Origin of the sequence: Burkholderia sp. FERM BP-3421 (genome assembly GCF_028657905.1) — a bacterium.
In the GTDB taxonomy this organism is placed as follows: Bacteria; Pseudomonadota; Gammaproteobacteria; order Burkholderiales; family Burkholderiaceae; genus Burkholderia.
The window spans coordinates 2,818,858-2,834,089 of record NZ_CP117782.1; the positions used below are offsets into that span (position 1 = coordinate 2,818,858).

A 15,232-nucleotide genomic window follows, 5' to 3' on the forward strand; every position below is an offset into this window, starting at 1 on the left:
AATGACCGTTTCCGTCGACACGTCCGTCCCCCGCCCCGCGCGCACCGTGCTGATTGCCGGCGCCGTGCACACGGGCGCCGTGCATACGGGCGCCGTGCATACGGGCGCCGTGCAAGCGGGCGCCGCGCAGGCGGCCGGTCGCGCCCTCGCGGCGGGCTTCGCGCGCCGGGGCTGGGACGTCGCGCTCGCGGTCGACGCCGGCGCGGCCGAGGCCGCCGCCGCGCTTGCCGCGGAACTCGGCGCGCACGGCGGGCGCGTCGCGGTATTGATCGCGGACCTGGCCGTGGAGCGCGAGGCGCGCGGGCTGATCCCCGCCTGCGCGGCCGCGCTCGGCCGCCCCGCGTGCGTGGTGAGCCTGCCGACGCCGCCCGCGCCGGACCGCGCCGACGACTACGCGGCGCTGCTCGACGCGACGGCGCGCAACGTCGCCGCCCCGCTCGCGCTGGCGCGCGCGCTGCGCGACGCGACGCCCGAGGCGGCGCGCGACGACGAGACGCTGCGCGCCGCGGTGCTGTTCGTACTCGATCAGGCCCTGTTTCATCCGACGTCCGGGCCGTTGCCGCACGCGCTGGCGCAAGCCGCGCTGCACCGCGCGATTCCGGCCGAGGCGCTTGCGCTCGCGCCGCAGGTGCGGGTCGCGGGGCTGGTCCGCGGCCGCGCGACCGCGCCGGACGCGCTCGCCGACGCGGCCTGCTACCTGGCCGACGCGGCGGGCGTCACCGGAGCCACGCTGGATCTCGACGGCGGCGCGCAGCTGGCGCCGTCCGCGAACGGGTTTTGACCGGCGCAGCCGGGCGCGCGGCCGGACGACGGCCGCCGTTTTGCCGCGCCGTTTTGCGTGCCTGCACGCCAATTTGACTGGAACGACCATGTTTGCCGCTCTCCTGGACCCCCGGCTTGCCGATTGCCGCAGGCTCTTCCTGCGTGACCACGACCTGCTCATGGACATCGGCGCGTTCGACCACGAAAAGCGCGGCAAGCAGCGAGTCGTCATCAACATCGACGTGTTCGTGCCGCTCGCGCGGACCACGCCCGTCGAAGACCGGCTGCGCGAAGTGGTCGACTACGACCTGATGAAGCAGAGCGTCGCGCATTGCGTCGCGCGCGGCCACATCCACCTGCAGGAAACGCTGTGCGACGCGATCGCGGCGCACCTGCTCGCGCACGACGCCGTGCGCGCGGTGCGCGTCTCCACCGAGAAACCGGACGCCTACCCCGATTGCGACGCCGTGGGCGTCGAAGTTTTCCGCATCAAGGATCAGGAGCGAGCATGAATGCGCCCCATACCCCCGAATCACACGGCGCCGCCCCGGCCGCTGCCGTGACCGACGCCGGCCGCCCGCCGCTCACGCGCCGCGAGCAGAAAGAGGCCTACGAGAACAACAAGCTGTTCAAGCGCCTCGCGCGCCAGGTCGGCCAGGCGATCGGCGACTACAACATGATCGAGGATGGCGACAAGGTGATGGTGTGCCTGTCCGGCGGCAAGGACAGCTACGCGCTGCTCGACGTCCTCCTGCGGCTGCGCGAGCGCGCGCCGATCCACTTCGAGATCGTCGCCGTCAACCTCGACCAGAAGCAGCCCGGCTTCCCCGAGCACGTGCTGCCCGAGTACCTGACCCGGCTCGGCGTGCCGTTCCACATCGAGAACCAGGACACCTACAGCATCGTCAAGCGGCTCGTGCCCGAGGGCAAGACCACCTGCTCGCTGTGCTCGCGGCTGCGGCGCGGGATCCTGTACCGGGTCGCGGGCGAGCTGGGCGCGACCAAGATCGCGCTCGGCCACCACCGCGACGACATCCTGCAGACGCTGCTGCTGAACCTGTTCTACGGCGGCAAGCTCAAGGGCATGCCGCCCAAGCTGCAATCCGACGACGGCAAGAACATCGTGATCCGGCCGCTCGCCTACGTGAAGGAAACCGATCTGGAGAAATACGCGGAATTGCGCGAATTTCCGATCATCCCGTGCAACCTGTGCGGCAGCCAGCCGAACCTGAAGCGCGCGGAAATGAAGGCGCTGATCCGCGACTGGGACAAGCGCTTCCCGGGCCGCGTCGACAACATGTTCAGCGCGCTCTCGAACGTCGTGCCGTCGCACCTGATGGACACCACGCAGTTCCCGTTCGCCGGGCTGCGCGCGACCGGCGTCGCCGACCCGCGCGGCGACATCGCGTTCGACGAGGAACCGTGCGGCTCGGACGCGGACGACGCGCCCGCCGCGAGCGGCGCGCGCCCGCTGCAGTTCGTCCCGCTCGACGACCTGTAAACCCCCGCCCGCCGGGCCGCGGGCGCGTCAGGCCGGCGCCGGCCCGGCGCGCCCGCATGATAAAATCCCAGGCTTCGAACACTCCCTATTTACTGGCGCCATGAATATCGTGATTTTGGCGGCAGGCACCGGCAAGCGCATGCGCTCCGCGCTGCCGAAAGTGCTTCATCCTCTGGCCGGCCGGCCGCTCCTTTCCCATGTGATCGACACTGCCCGCACGCTGCGGCCGTCCCGGCTCGTGGTCGTGGTCGGCCACGGCGCCGAGCAGGTGCAGGCCGCCGTCGCCGCGCCGGACGTGCAGTTCGCGCTGCAGGAGCAGCAGCTCGGCACGGGCCACGCGGTGCGCCAGGCGCTGCCGCTCCTCGATCCCGCGCGGCCGACCCTCGTGCTCTACGGCGACGTGCCGCTGACGCGCGCGAGCACGCTGCAGCGGCTCGTCGACGCCGCCACCGACGCGCGCTACGGCGTGCTCACGGTGACGCTCGACGATCCGACCGGCTACGGCCGCATCGTGCGCGACCAGGGCGGCTGCGTGACGCGCATCGTCGAGCAGAAGGACGCCTCGCCCGACGAACTGAAGATCGCCGAGATCAACACCGGCATCGTGGTCGCGCCCACCGCGCAGCTCGCGATGTGGCTCGGCGCGCTGGGCAACGACAACGCGCAGGGCGAGTACTACCTGACCGACGTGGTCGAGCAGGCGATCGAGGCTGGCTTCGAGGTCGTCACGACCCAGCCGGACGAGGAATGGGAAACGCTCGGCGTGAACAGCAAGGCGCAGCTCGCCGAACTGGAACGCATCCACCAGCGCAACCAGGCCGACGCGCTGCTCGCCGCGGGCGTCACGCTCGCCGATCCGGCGCGCTTCGACCTGCGCGGCACGCTCGCCTGCGGCCGCGACGTGTCGATCGACGTGAACTGCGTGTTCGAGGGCGAGGTGTCGCTCGCCGACGGCGTCACGGTCGGCCCGCACTGCGTGATCCGCAACACGGCGATCGGCGCGGGCACGCGCATCGACGCGTTCTCGCACCTCGACGGCGCGCGGCTCGGTGCGCACACCGTGGTCGGCCCGTACGCGCGGCTGCGCCCGGGCGCGCAGCTCGCGGACGACGCGCACGTCGGCAACTTCGTCGAGGTGAAGAACGCGGTGCTGGGCGCGGGCTCGAAGGCGAACCACCTGACCTACATCGGCGACGCCGACATCGGCGCGCGCGTGAACATCGGCGCGGGCACCATCACCTGCAACTACGACGGCGCGAACAAGTTCCGCACCGAGATCGGCGACGACGTGTTCGTCGGCTCCGACACCCAGCTGGTCGCGCCGGTGCGCGTCGGCGCGGGCGCGACGATCGCGGCGGGCACCACCGTCTGGAAGGACGTCGCCGACGGCATGCTGGTGCTCAACGACAAGACGCAGACCGCCCGGGCCGGCTACGTCCGGCCGGTCAAGAAGAAGAACTGAAAGAACCCTTTGCGCGGGCGCCCGGACGGGCGCCCGCCTTCTATCCAAGGATCATTTTCTATGTGCGGAATCGTTGGAGCAGTGGCTCGACGTGACATCGTTCCGGTTCTGATCGAAGGTCTGCGCCGGCTCGAATACCGCGGTTACGACTCGTGCGGCGTGGCGGTGCTCGACGCCGACGCGCCCACGCGCGCGCGCAGCGTCGCGCGCGTGGCCGATCTCGACGCGCAGGTGCGCGACGCCCACCTCACGGGCCACACGGGCATCGCGCACACGCGCTGGGCGACGCACGGCGCGCCCGTCACGCACAACGCGCACCCGATCTTCTCGTCGAACGCGCTCGCGCTCGTGCACAACGGCATCATCGAGAACTTCGAGGCGCTGCGCGAGACGCTGCGCGCGAAGGGCTACGAATTCGTGTCGCAGACCGACACCGAGGTCATCGCCCACCTCGTGCACAGCCTGTACCAGGGCGACCTGTTCGGCGCGGTGCGCGCGGCCGCGCGCCAGCTGCACGGCGCCTATGCGATCGCGGTGATCCACAAGGACCAGCCGCACACCGTGGTCGGCGCGCGGCAGGGTTCGCCGCTCGTCGTCGGCTTCGGCGACGGCGAGAACTTCCTCGCGTCGGACGCGCTCGCGCTCGCGGGCAGCACCGACCGCTTCACCTTCCTGGAGGAAGGCGACGTGTGCGAGCTGTCGATCGACGGCGTGACGATCGTCGACCGCGACGGCGCGGTGGTCGAGCGCGAAGTGCGCGTGGTCAGCGCGTACGGCGGCGCGGTCGAGCTGGGCCCGTACCGGCATTTCATGCAGAAGGAAATCTTCGAGCAGCCGCGCGCGATCTCCGACACGATCCCGCAGGCCGACGCGTTCGAACCGGCGCTGTTCGGCCCGGCCGCCGCCGAGGCGTTCGCCGAGATCGACAGCATCCTGATCCTCGCCTGCGGCACCAGCTACTACTCGGGGATGACGGCCAAGTACTGGCTCGAATCGATCGCGAAGATCCCGACCCAGGTCGAGATCGCGAGCGAGTACCGCTATCGCGAATCGGTGCCGAACCCGCGCGCGCTGGTGGTGGTGATCTCGCAATCGGGCGAGACCGCCGACACGCTCGCCGCGCTCAAGCATGCGCAGGCGCTCGGCCATCGGCACACGCTCGCGGTGTGCAACGTCGCGACGAGCGCGATGGTGCGGCTCACCGAAATCGCGTTTCTCACGCATGCCGGCACCGAGATCGGCGTGGCGTCGACCAAGGCGTTCACCACCCAGCTGGTCGCGCTGTTCGTGCTTGCCGCGACGCTCGGCAAGCTGCGCGGGCATGTGGACGGCGCGCGCGAGGCGGATTACCTGAAGCAGCTGCGCCACCTGCCCGCCGCGCTCAACAGCGTGCTCGCGCTGGAACCGCAGATCATCGCGTGGTCCGAGGAATTCGCGCGCAAGGAGAATGCGCTGTTCCTGGGTCGGGGCCTGCACTATCCGATCTCGCTCGAAGGCGCGCTGAAGCTCAAGGAAATCTCGTATATCCATGCGGAAGCGTATCCGGCGGGCGAACTCAAGCACGGGCCGCTCGCGCTCGTGACGGAGGCGATGCCGGTCGTCACGGTCGCGCCGAACGACGCGCTGCTGGAGAAGCTCAAGTCGAACATGCAGGAAGTGCGCGCGCGCGGCGGCGAGCTGTATGTGTTCGCGGACGCGGATACGCAGATCGTCAACGACGAAGGGCTGCATGTGATCCGGATGCCGGAGCACTATGGGCCGCTGTCGCCGATTTTGCATGTGGTGCCGTTGCAGTTGCTCGCGTATCACACGGCCTGTGCGCGCGGGACCGATGTGGACAAGCCCAGGAATCTGGCGAAGTCGGTGACGGTGGAGTGAGAGGCGTGCGGTGGCTGTGGGCCGTCGCGCGCGAGTCATGAAAACGCTCACGGCGGGCGGCTCGTTTGACCGAGCGCCCGCTCCCTCGGTCGCGCAATAGTCGCACGATGCGTGATCCGAATAGGCATGCATGAACACCGGCCGACCCAGCACGATTGCAATTGCAATCGCTCGATGAGGGCACGTGTTCGGCAAACCGATTTCAGTGCGCTTCAGCGCATCCTGCCGAGTGTGCGGAGACCGCGCCGCCGGAATCAAGTGAGCGGTTGAAGGTCTTTCAGAGCCTCGGGGTGCTGCACGGCGACGCGCAGCAACGTTTGAGCTGCGCCCGTCGGATTGCGTCGACCTTGTTCCCAATCCTGATAGGTGCGCACCGACACCCCGAGCAACGCCGCGAATGCGCTCTGCGACAGTCCGGCCCTGGCGCGAGCCAGCGCCGCCTCGGTCGGCGTGACGCGTGTCGCACGCCCCACCTTGCGGGCCTTCATCTGGCGGACCGGCTTCAGCAGATCCGCCTGAAACGCTTCCATCTCCTTATCCACGATCGATTTCCTCTCGAAGTTGATTGAGAAAGCTCGTCGGCAGATTGTCGAACTTCTCTTTCGTATATGCGATCAGCAGCCAGATCTCTTCATCACCGCGCGCCTTCCCACCGACCTTAAACAAAATTTCATCCCCGCACCGCCCACTCTCCATCTTCCCCTCCGCCCCGCATCCGATAATCGCCTCATCCCGCTATCACCACGGAGGCGCGCCATGTCCGGCCCGATGCGCATCGAAAAGATCAACGAGTACGGCAAGCAGACCGTGCTCGTGTCGATAGGCGAGGCCTCCGTGGCGCTCGACCCCGAGGACGTCGACGGCGTGATCCAATACCTGAGCCTGCTGCGCGCATCGATGAAGCCGGCAATCCCCGACATCCCGCCGCGCGACCAGCAATACGTGATGGAAATGGACCCGTGCTGGTACACCGAAAAGCATCCGCTCTACGGCGGCGCTGTGCTGTTCCTGCGCCATACCGGGCTCGGCTGGACCGGCTTCGCACTGCCGCCGCACAGCCTCGCGCGGCTCCACGCGTGTGTCGCGCAGCATCTCGAAGCGCAGGAAGAAGCGGCCAGCCTGCCGAACTGATTCACCTCGCGCCATCGGCGCGCGCCTAATCCCTATCCCGAGAAAACGCGCGCTCGCCGTCGCGCGCTGCCCACTCATTCGTTGAGCTGATCGCGCAACTTCAGCTGCCGCGCCGCCGTTCACGCTCCTCTCCCACGCAGCCTTCAACGCGGCCGGCCTCGCCGCACCCTATCAAAAATCTCCCGCCGCATTCGACCGCGCATCGCGCGCGTCGCCGCACCACACGCAACGCCTCCCTATCGAACGCTATTGGACCACCGCCCTCGCCTGTACCTTCCTGCTCGCGTTCGGCGCCACCGCCCATGCGGCCCCGGCGCTCACGCCGCAGCAATGCACGGACTATCCGTTCGTGCACACGACAGGGCCCGTCACGCACGCGCAGATCGTCAACGAACTGGCGGAACTGGAATCGGTCGGCTACGACCCGTCGGCGGGCGAGTCGGACAACTACCCGGACGACATCGACAGCGCCCAGCAACGGCTGATGGCGAAGTATCGGCGCGACTGCGCGAGCGCGCGGCCGGGAACCGTCGCGTCGGTCGCGCCCTAGGCGGCGCGCGCGTCAGTCGAGATCCGGCGCGCGCTGGCGCAGCGTGACGAACTCCTCGGCCGCGGTCGGGTGAATCCCGATCGTCTCGTCGAACTGCGCCTTGGTCGCGCCCGCGCGGATCGCGATCGCGAGCCCCTGGACGATCTCGGCCGCGTCGCGGCCGACCATGTGCGCGCCCACCACGCGCTGGCTGACGCGCTCCACCACGAGCTTCATGAAGGTGCGCTCGTCGCGCCCCGACAAGGTGTGCCGCAGCGCCTTGAACGACGTACGGTAGATGTCCACCTTGCCGAGCGTCGCGCGCGCGGCGCGTTCCGACAGGCCGACCGTCGCGACCTCCGGCTGGCTGAACACCGCGGACGGCACGTTGCGGTGATCGGCCTTCACCTGCCGCTCGCCGAACAGGTTCGCGGCCAGGAGCGCCCCGTCGCGCGTCGCGACCGGCGTGAGCTGCGGGCGCGACGTCACGTCGCCGATCGCATGGATCGACGGCACGCGCGTCGCCGAGTAGTCGTCGACCTCGATCGCGCCGCCCGGCCCGCGCACCACCCCGAGCGCATCGAGCCCGAGCCCGTCGCTGTTCGGCGCGCGGCCCGTCGCATACAACACCTGCCCGTACGGGCCATGCGCGTGCGTGCCGGCCCGCAGCGTCAGCGCGCCGTCCGCGGCGCGTTCGAGCGCGCGCACGTCGGCCTGCGTGTGGATCGCGACGCCCTGCTTGCGCATCTCGTCGGCGAGGAAGCCGCGCAGGTCGTCGTCGAAGCCGCGCAGGATCTGCTCGCCGCGATAGAACAGGTCGACCTCGACGCCGAGCCCGTTGAAGATGCCCGCGAACTCGACCGCGATATAACCGCCGCCCACGATCGCGATGCGCGCGGGCAGCTCCGGCAGATCGAGCGCCTCGCGCGAGGTGATCGCATGCTCGATGCCGGGCACGGGCGGCAGCGTCGGCCGCGAGCCGGTCGCGATGGCGATGTGCCGCGTGCGCAGGCGCCGGCCGCCGACCTCCACGGTGTGTACGTCCGCGAGCGTTGCGCGGCCTTCGTGCAAGGTCACGCCCGACTGTTTCAGCAGGTCGATGTAGACCTGGCTCAGGCGCGCGATCTCGCGATTCTTGGCGCCGATCAGCGCCGGCCAGGAGAAATTGCCGAGATCGAAGCTCCAGCCGAAGCCCGCCGCATCCTCCACTTCATGACCGTAGTGCGACGCGTAGACCAGCAGCTTCTTCGGGATGCAGCCGCGCAGCACGCAGGTGCCGCCCACCTGCTCCTCCTCCGCGATGCCGACGCGCGCGCCGAGCGAAGCCGCGATGCGGCTCAGGCGCACGCCGCCCGAACCCGCGCCAATCACAAAGAGGTCGTAATCGAATTCCATGGGATCGCCTTGTCTAGGACACGATGACAGGACGATAACAAGAATCCGGCCCCTCCGTGGTAACCGCCCGAGCGGGCAAAAAAAACGGGAGACCGAAGTCTCCCGTCGCGGGGCGTGGCGCGCTCAGGCCTGCGAGCCGTCGCCGCCGTCCTGCGCGGCCGAGTTGTCGGCGCCTTCCGCCGCGTCCGTGTCCTTTTTCTCGACGAGACCTTCGAGCGCCTCGGCGCCCTTGAAGCCCGCCACCGCCGCGAGCCCCTTCGTCAACAGGCCCGCATCCGGATCGACCTTGTCGGTCGCCTCGACCGCGGCCACCGCACCTGCAATTTCACCTACTGTATTGAGGATTCCCATCGCCATCACCATTCGGATTGAGAGTGAGCGTGCATGATTGCATGAACCGCCTGCGCCACATCGCGCCTGTAACGATCCGTAGCACCCGTTACGCCTGCCGGACCCGCCGGCCGCGCCGGGCGATCGTGCCCCGCAGGACTGAATGACACCGCCGGCGTAGACAAGCGCCGCCGCAATTCAGGTTAGCGCAAAGCCGACCGCGCAACTGTCAAACTATGTCGGAAATTTTTCGGATACCTTTCGATCGCGTCTCACGCTCAGCGCCTCGCGCTCGGCGCCGTGCCGGACTACTGGCTCGCGCCCTGCGCCGGCGCGGCATCCACGGCCGACGCCGCGGACGCCGCGGCCGTCTCGCTGGGCTTGCTGCTCACCTCGTCGTCATCCGTCGCCTTGCCGCATCCCGCGAGCAGCGCCGCCACCAGCAGCGCGCCGCCCAGCCTTCGTACGATCGTCCGATTCATGCTCGCCTCCACGCGTTCAAGCCGCTCGCCGCGCCGCCCCGCGCCGTGCGGGGTGACGCGATGTCGAGCTTACTTGAAGAAGGTCATCTGCACGACCTTCACGATCACGAGGCCGACCGCCAGCAACAGATAGCCGCGCAGCACGCCCATCCAGATCCGCGTCGACAGCGTCACGCGCGGCGCCGGCAGCTCGTCGAGCGGCGGCATGCGCCAGGTGTCGCGCACCGCGCGCCCGGCGACCGCTTCCGCCACGTCGCCGCCGCCGCGCTTGCGCAGCATCATCGTCGCGATGAAGCCGACCACCGCGAGCAGCGTGCCGCCTGCGAGCACTTCGAGGATCGTCTCGCCGCTGATGTCCGGATACATCACCGAGGCGGTCAGGATGATCGACAGCATCACCAGCACCCAGATCACCGCGCCCGTGAACAGGTTGAGCTTCTTCGAGTTGACCCACGGGCCGAGCACGGCCCGGTCGTTGCAGAGCAGGAGCAGGAACACCGTCGCGCTCGGCAGCAGCACGCCCGCGAGCGTCTGCACCGCTTCCGTGAGCAGGCCGAGCGGGCTGCCCGGGATCAGCACCAGCGCGGCGGCGGCGGCGACGATGCCGAAGTACACGAGGTAGAAGCCCTTCGCATCCGAGACGCTGCGATGCAGCGAGTGGCGGATCTTGAACACGTCGCCGATCGCATACGCGGTCGACAGCGAGACCGCCGCCGCGCCGATGATGCACGCGTCGAGCAGCGCGACCGCGAACAGCGTCGCGCCGGTGCGGCCCGCATACTTCTCGAGGCCCGCGATCACGCCGCCCGCGTCGGTGAAGTTGCCGAACTCGGGACGCCCCGCGTACAGCGCCGCGCAGAACGAGATCATCGCGACCGCGCCGATCATCACGAACAGAATGCCGATCCACAGGTCCGCCTTCTCGTACTTCATGAAGCGCGGCGTGATGCGCTTGTCGACCACGTAGCTCTGCTGGAAGAACAGCTGCCACGGCGCGACCGTGGTGCCAACGATGCCGATCACGAGCAGCATCACGTCGCTGAGCTTCGAGTTGGCCGGCCAGTTCGGCACGAAGAAATCGCGCGTGATCTGCGACACGGGCGGGTGGATCGACACGAGCACCGGCACGAGCAGCAGGCTCAGCAGGCACAGCACCACCGCGAAGCGCTCGAAGCGCCTGAAGTTGCCGGTACTGACCGCGGCCATCGTCAACGCGGCCGCGATGCACACGCCCGCGATCTTCGAGATGCCGAAGAAGTCGAGCACGAAGGTGATGCCGATGAACTCGGTGACGATCGTCAACGCGTTCAGGATGAACAGGTCGACCACGCTGAAGGCGCCCCAGAACTTGCCGAAGCGTTCGAAGATCAGGCGGGCATGGCCGACGCCCGTCACCGCGCCGAGCCGCAGCACCATCTCCTGATTCACGAACAGCACCGGCACGAGCAGCAGCAGCGTCCAGAGCAGCGTCGTGCCGTAGTTCTGGCCCGCCTGGGTATAGGTGCCGAACGCGCCCGCGTCGTTGTCGCCGACCATCACGATGAGGCCGGGACCGAGGATCGCGAGCAGCGTGCGAAAGCGCGCCCACCACGTGGCGCGCGGGCCGGTGTCATGGTGCGCGATCGTGCCGAGCGCGCCCTTGATGTCGCCGAGGTGCGCTTCGTCGAGGACGGCGCTGCGCTCGAGCACGATAGGTGGTGAAACGTTGGATGGCGTTGACATGGTGTTCCCCCCGAGGGCGAATGGTTAAATCGACAGCGCTCGCCCTCGGCATGCGCAACGGCGTGGGCCGCCCGTGGGCAGCGTCGCTTGCGTATGCCGGAGTCGCGCGTCGCGGTTCAGGAAATCAGGTTCTTCAGGTAGTGCCAGCACGCGGCGAGCGCGGACTGCGGCCGCGCGTCGAGCGTCAGCAGCGCGTCGTAGTGCGCGCGCGATTCCTGGATGTGGGGCAGGTCCGACAGCAGCAGAGCGAAATTCATGAAGGTTCTCCGGGCGAGGGTTCGCGCAAGCGGGGCGGCGGAACGCCCGGATGCGCGCGCTCGGCGCACCTATCGGCGGGCGTCGTCCTGCTTCCCCGAATCAATCAGGCAGGTTCGGCATAAGGGATGACTGTCACTGTCCGGCATCTCGGCTCCTTCCTGGTCAGGGTTGAACGATCAGCGCAGGCGCGCCGCGACGCGGCGTGCGTGCGCACCGCGCGCGCCGCATCGATACGGCGCGCACGAACGCAGGCGCGAGCCCGATGGCTCGCGGCCGACGCCGGACGCGCGCGACGAGGCGACGCGGCCGGCGCGAATCAAGGATGCACGGGGAGTGGGAAACTACGGCGCGCACCGTCTGCCTTCAAGGCAGGACGGCGGCTGGAGGACAGCGCGGACGTTCTACCGATCAGGCACGAATCAAGGTCGAAGATCGACTACTGCAGGCGTCCAAGGCATCAGCCCCATTTGTGAAGATGGCGGATTCTAGATACCCGCCAATTCGAAAGTCAACCCGAAATCTTGACTATTACAAAGATAATTTCAATGCCTCATGCCACGCCTGTCCGGGCGCGGATGCGACATGGCGAAAGCTTTCAGCGACACGCGAATTGAAATGAATATGTAAGCACGAAAGCGCTTCATATTTGAGGGTCTCGCCGCGCGAACGGCCGCTGTGCGCGATATCGCGGCCGCGAAACGATTGATGCGATTTTTACTTGCAATTTCGATTTCGGGCCGAATACAATCCGCCGCAACTCATCAAAGGAGTCCTTCGTGGACACGTACCCTAGTAGTGGAAGTCCGATGCCGGCCCGCGCCGGCGATGCAATCGCGAGCTAGCCGCCAGGGTCCGTCCTTTGCCGCTGACTCGCCCTGGTCGAGTTAGCGCGCTTCACCATCGATCGGCACGCGCCGGTCTTCCGCAGCACGCTTCCTCTGTTTCGATCGTATGCCGCAGGCGAGGCTCGCCCGTGGCGCCCTACGTCGTCCGGCGCCCGCCGGACCGGACGGGAGCGCAGTCATGTTCATTCAATCTTTCGCGGCCAAACTCAGAAACGTCGCCCATCTCGCCTGCCATCGGCTCGCGACCTGCTCGTTCGCACCCTTCGCGCATGCGGCCGGCACCTGGCGCAACGGCGTCTGGCCCGACGCCGCGCTGGCCGCCCGGCCCGCCGGCTGCGCGATCGTCGCCCTGATGGCGGCCGCGGTGGCGCTCGTCGCGCTGTTGTCCGCTTCGTCTTCACGCCTCGGCCTGAACCACGCCCTGCGCGTGAGCTGGTGGTTTTCCTGAACGACCGGCCGGCTCGCTGACCGGCCGCGCCGGCGAACCGTATCCCGCGGCAGCTTCACACGATCATTAGTTTTGCCAATCAATCGCAGACACGCCATGAAGAACACACTGACCCACATGCTGATCAAATCCGGCGCGGCGGCCGGCCTGCCGCTGCTGCTGTCGCTGGGCCTCGCGCAGACCGCAAGCGCGCAGACCGCCGGCGGCGCCGCCCCGCAGGACGCCGCCAGCGCGCCTGCCGCCCCTGCCCCTGCCGCCGACGCGCCCGCGCCGACCGGCTTCCGGGAACGCTCGAACCTGTTCGGCGACATGGGCGGCCTGCGCAGCCTGCTCGGCGATCACGGCATCACGCTGAACCTGCAGGAAACCAGCGAATACCTGAACAACCTGTCGGGCGGCACGCAGCGCGGCGGCGCCTACGACGGCCTCACGCAGTTCGGCGTCGTGGTCGACACCGGGAAGGCGATCGGCCTGCCGGGCGGCACCTTCAACGTGTCGGGCCTGCAGATCCACGGCACCAATCTCACGCAGCGCAACCTGCAGACGCTGCAGACCGCGACCGGCATCGAGGCGAACGCGACCACGCGGCTGTGGGAGCTGTGGTACCAGCAGTCGCTCGCGGACGGCAAGGTCGACGTGAAGATCGGCCAGCAGAGCCTCGACCAGGAGTTCATGGTGAGCCAGTACGCCGCGACCTTCATGAACGCGACCTTCGGCTGGCCGGTGCTGCCGTCCGTCGACATGCCCGCGGGCGGCCCCGCCTATCCGCTGTCGTCGCTCGGCGTGCGGCTGCGGCTCAAGCCGTCCGACGCGTGGACCGTGATGGCGGGCGTGTTCAACGGCAATCCGGCCGGCAGCGGCGTCGGCGATGCGCAGGTGCTCAACGCGCACGGCACCAACTTCAACCTGCACGACAGCGCGCTGATCATCGGCGAGGCGCAGTACGCGCTCAACGCGGCGCCCGCGGACCCGAAGGCGGCGCAGCCCGCCGGCCTGCCCGGCACCTACAAGGTCGGCGTCTGGTACAACACGGGGCGCTTCGCCGACCCGCGCTACGCGAGCAACGGCGTATCGCTCGCGGCTTCCGCGAGCAGCGGCGATCCGGCCACGCATCGCGGCAACTACGGCTTCTATGCGGTGGCCGACCAGATGGTGTGGCGCGAGGGCCCCGACAGCCCGCGCGCGCTCGGCGTGTTCGCCCGCGTCATGGGCGCGCCCGGCGACCGCAACCTCGTCGATCTCGGCATCAACGCGGGCGTGACGCTGAAGGCGCCGTTCAAGGGCCGCGACAACGACGTGGTCGGGCTCGCGATCGGCTATGCGAAGATCGGCTCGCACGCGCGCGGCCTCGACGGCGACACCGGCGCCTTCACGACGCCGGGCTATCCGGTGCGCCGGGCCGAAACCATCCTCGAGGCGACCTACCAGTATCAGGTCACGCCATGGTGGCAGCTCCAGGCCGATTTCCAGTACGCGTTCCGGCCGGCGGGCGGCATCCCCAACCCCGATCCGAGCGCGAACGGCGCGCGCATCGGCGACGAGGCGATCGTCGGCGTGCGCACCACGATCACGTTCTGAGCCGCGCCGGTTCGGCGCGCGTCGCGCGCGCCGAACCCCGCCGGGGCGCGCCGCCGCCCCGGCGATGATTCCAAGCAATGCGAAGTATCGGCAGCCGCCTCGCGAGATGCGCCCGCGACGTGCGCGCTTGTCACCGCCCTGTCACCCGCACTCCGTAACGTCCCCGTTCCTTCAGGCGCGACATCGCACTCGTTCGTGCAATCAATGCGCGCGCCTGTTTCGAGTGTCGCCTCGGTTTTCCACTTTATTGAATTCGCGTAAGGTTAGTGCACCACGCGCGGGCTCGATGGCTCCCCGACCGTGACAGCCGGCACTCGACAACACGACCGGCGATACAAGGAGGGGACATGCGGTGGCAATACAAGGCAGCGGCCGTGCTGGCCGCCGCGATCCTGGCATGGACCGGCGCGCGCCTGCTCGCGCGCCCCGAGGCGCCGACGGCCGCGCGCGCCGAGCCCGCGGCCGCGCAGGCCGCGGCCGCGAACCGCTTCGGCGTCGACGCCGCCGCGCCCGCGCGCTCCGGCGCGCCGCCGCGCCCGCTGCCGCCGCGCGTGACCGACTTCATCGCCAGCCACTACCCCGACTCGGCGTCGACCCGCGCCGCGCTCACCCAGCTCGCATCGGGCTGGAGCCTCGCCGTCAACAACGTGCAAAGCCGCGCCGACGCCAAGGAAGCCGGCAACGCGATCGCGAAAGGCATCGCGTGCGCGCTGACCTCGGGCGTGCTGGGCCGGGCCGGCATCGACCAGCAGGCGATGCTCGACCGCATCCGCGACACGCGCGCCGTGATGCTCGGCACCGAGGCCGACACGCTCGCCTACTTCCGTTTCCAGTCGCTCGCCGGCGGCCAGTACTTCGACGACCCCGGCCCGGGCGCCTGCAGCTTCGATCCTTCGTCATTGCCGAACTGA

16 protein-coding genes are annotated in these 15,232 nt (G+C 68.9%); 10 read left to right on the forward strand and 6 right to left on the reverse strand.

What is annotated here, in order from left to right:
- Window position 1: 1 nt before the first annotated feature.
- The 5 genes from Bsp3421_RS28705 to glmS all read left to right on the forward strand — a co-directional run bounded on the left by Bsp3421_RS28705 (window position 2) and on the right by glmS (window position 5,603).
- The gene (locus tag Bsp3421_RS28705) at window positions 2–781 is read left to right on the forward strand and encodes a short-chain dehydrogenase (protein WP_273999439.1); all 780 of its coding nucleotides are present in this window, start codon (window positions 2–4) and stop codon (window positions 779–781) included.
- An 88-nt stretch (window positions 782–869) separates the two neighbouring features.
- Window positions 870–1,274 (forward strand): dihydroneopterin aldolase, encoded by a 405-nt coding sequence (locus Bsp3421_RS28710; RefSeq protein WP_252984276.1) that lies wholly within the window; start codon window positions 870–872, stop codon window positions 1,272–1,274.
- Entirely contained in the window at window positions 1,271–2,263 is a 993-nt protein-coding gene (gene ttcA, locus Bsp3421_RS28715) for a tRNA 2-thiocytidine(32) synthetase TtcA (protein ID WP_273999441.1), read from the forward strand. The genes Bsp3421_RS28710 and ttcA overlap by 4 nt, the downstream gene beginning before the upstream one ends.
- Before the next feature lie 100 nt (window positions 2,264–2,363).
- On the forward strand, window positions 2,364–3,725 hold the full coding sequence (glmU, locus tag Bsp3421_RS28720) for a bifunctional UDP-N-acetylglucosamine diphosphorylase/glucosamine-1-phosphate N-acetyltransferase GlmU (RefSeq protein WP_273999442.1): 1,362 nt from the start codon (window positions 2,364–2,366) through the stop codon (window positions 3,723–3,725).
- Window positions 3,726–3,785: 60 nt separating this feature from the next.
- On the forward strand, window positions 3,786–5,603 hold the full coding sequence (glmS, locus tag Bsp3421_RS28725; protein ID WP_273999443.1) for a glutamine--fructose-6-phosphate transaminase (isomerizing): 1,818 nt from the start codon (window positions 3,786–3,788) through the stop codon (window positions 5,601–5,603).
- Window positions 5,604–5,857: 254 nt separating this feature from the next.
- On the opposite strand, the gene Bsp3421_RS28730 is transcribed toward glmS, so the two are convergent.
- Window positions 5,858–6,145, reverse strand: coding sequence for a helix-turn-helix domain-containing protein (locus Bsp3421_RS28730; RefSeq protein ID WP_273999444.1), 288 nt, complete (start codon window positions 6,143–6,145; stop codon window positions 5,858–5,860).
- Window positions 6,146–6,359: 214 nt separating this feature from the next.
- Here Bsp3421_RS28730 and Bsp3421_RS28735 point away from each other — a divergent pair, with 214 nt between their 5' ends.
- Together Bsp3421_RS28735 and Bsp3421_RS28740 are read left to right on the forward strand one after the other, a co-directional pair.
- A complete protein-coding gene (locus Bsp3421_RS28735; protein ID WP_273999445.1) occupies window positions 6,360–6,734 on the forward strand; it encodes a hypothetical protein in 375 nt (124 codons plus the stop codon).
- Window positions 6,735–7,011: 277 nt separating this feature from the next.
- On the forward strand, window positions 7,012–7,284 hold the full coding sequence (locus Bsp3421_RS28740; RefSeq protein WP_443111603.1) for a DUF4148 domain-containing protein: 273 nt from the start codon (window positions 7,012–7,014) through the stop codon (window positions 7,282–7,284).
- A gap of 12 nt (window positions 7,285–7,296) precedes the next feature.
- On the opposite strand, the gene gorA is transcribed toward Bsp3421_RS28740, so the two are convergent.
- The 5 genes from gorA to Bsp3421_RS28765 form a co-directional block, all read right to left on the reverse strand.
- Window positions 7,297–8,658, reverse strand: a complete 1,362-nt coding sequence (gene gorA / locus Bsp3421_RS28745) for a glutathione-disulfide reductase (protein ID WP_273999447.1) — start codon at window positions 8,656–8,658, stop codon at window positions 7,297–7,299.
- A 123-nt stretch (window positions 8,659–8,781) separates the two neighbouring features.
- Window positions 8,782–9,009, reverse strand: a complete 228-nt coding sequence (locus tag Bsp3421_RS28750) for a hypothetical protein (RefSeq protein ID WP_273999449.1) — start codon at window positions 9,007–9,009, stop codon at window positions 8,782–8,784.
- A 287-nt stretch (window positions 9,010–9,296) separates the two neighbouring features.
- Window positions 9,297–9,470 (reverse strand): hypothetical protein, encoded by a 174-nt coding sequence (locus Bsp3421_RS28755; protein ID WP_273999450.1) that lies wholly within the window; start codon window positions 9,468–9,470, stop codon window positions 9,297–9,299.
- 69 nt (window positions 9,471–9,539) lie between these two features.
- A complete protein-coding gene (locus Bsp3421_RS28760; protein WP_273999451.1) occupies window positions 9,540–11,192 on the reverse strand; it encodes an NRAMP family divalent metal transporter in 1,653 nt (550 codons plus the stop codon).
- Window positions 11,193–11,308: 116 nt separating this feature from the next.
- A complete protein-coding gene (locus tag Bsp3421_RS28765; RefSeq protein WP_273999452.1) occupies window positions 11,309–11,449 on the reverse strand; it encodes a hypothetical protein in 141 nt (46 codons plus the stop codon).
- Window positions 11,450–12,473: 1,024 nt separating this feature from the next.
- Between Bsp3421_RS28765 and Bsp3421_RS28770 the strand changes: the two genes are divergently transcribed.
- The 3 genes from Bsp3421_RS28770 to Bsp3421_RS28780 all read left to right on the forward strand — a co-directional run bounded on the left by Bsp3421_RS28770 (window position 12,474) and on the right by Bsp3421_RS28780 (window position 15,232).
- Window positions 12,474–12,743, forward strand: coding sequence for a hypothetical protein (locus Bsp3421_RS28770; protein WP_273999453.1), 270 nt, complete (start codon window positions 12,474–12,476; stop codon window positions 12,741–12,743).
- 96 nt (window positions 12,744–12,839) lie between these two features.
- Window positions 12,840–14,321, forward strand: coding sequence for a carbohydrate porin (locus Bsp3421_RS28775; protein ID WP_273999455.1), 1,482 nt, complete (start codon window positions 12,840–12,842; stop codon window positions 14,319–14,321).
- A gap of 347 nt (window positions 14,322–14,668) precedes the next feature.
- Window positions 14,669–15,232 (forward strand): hypothetical protein, encoded by a 564-nt coding sequence (locus Bsp3421_RS28780; RefSeq protein ID WP_273999456.1) that lies wholly within the window; start codon window positions 14,669–14,671, stop codon window positions 15,230–15,232.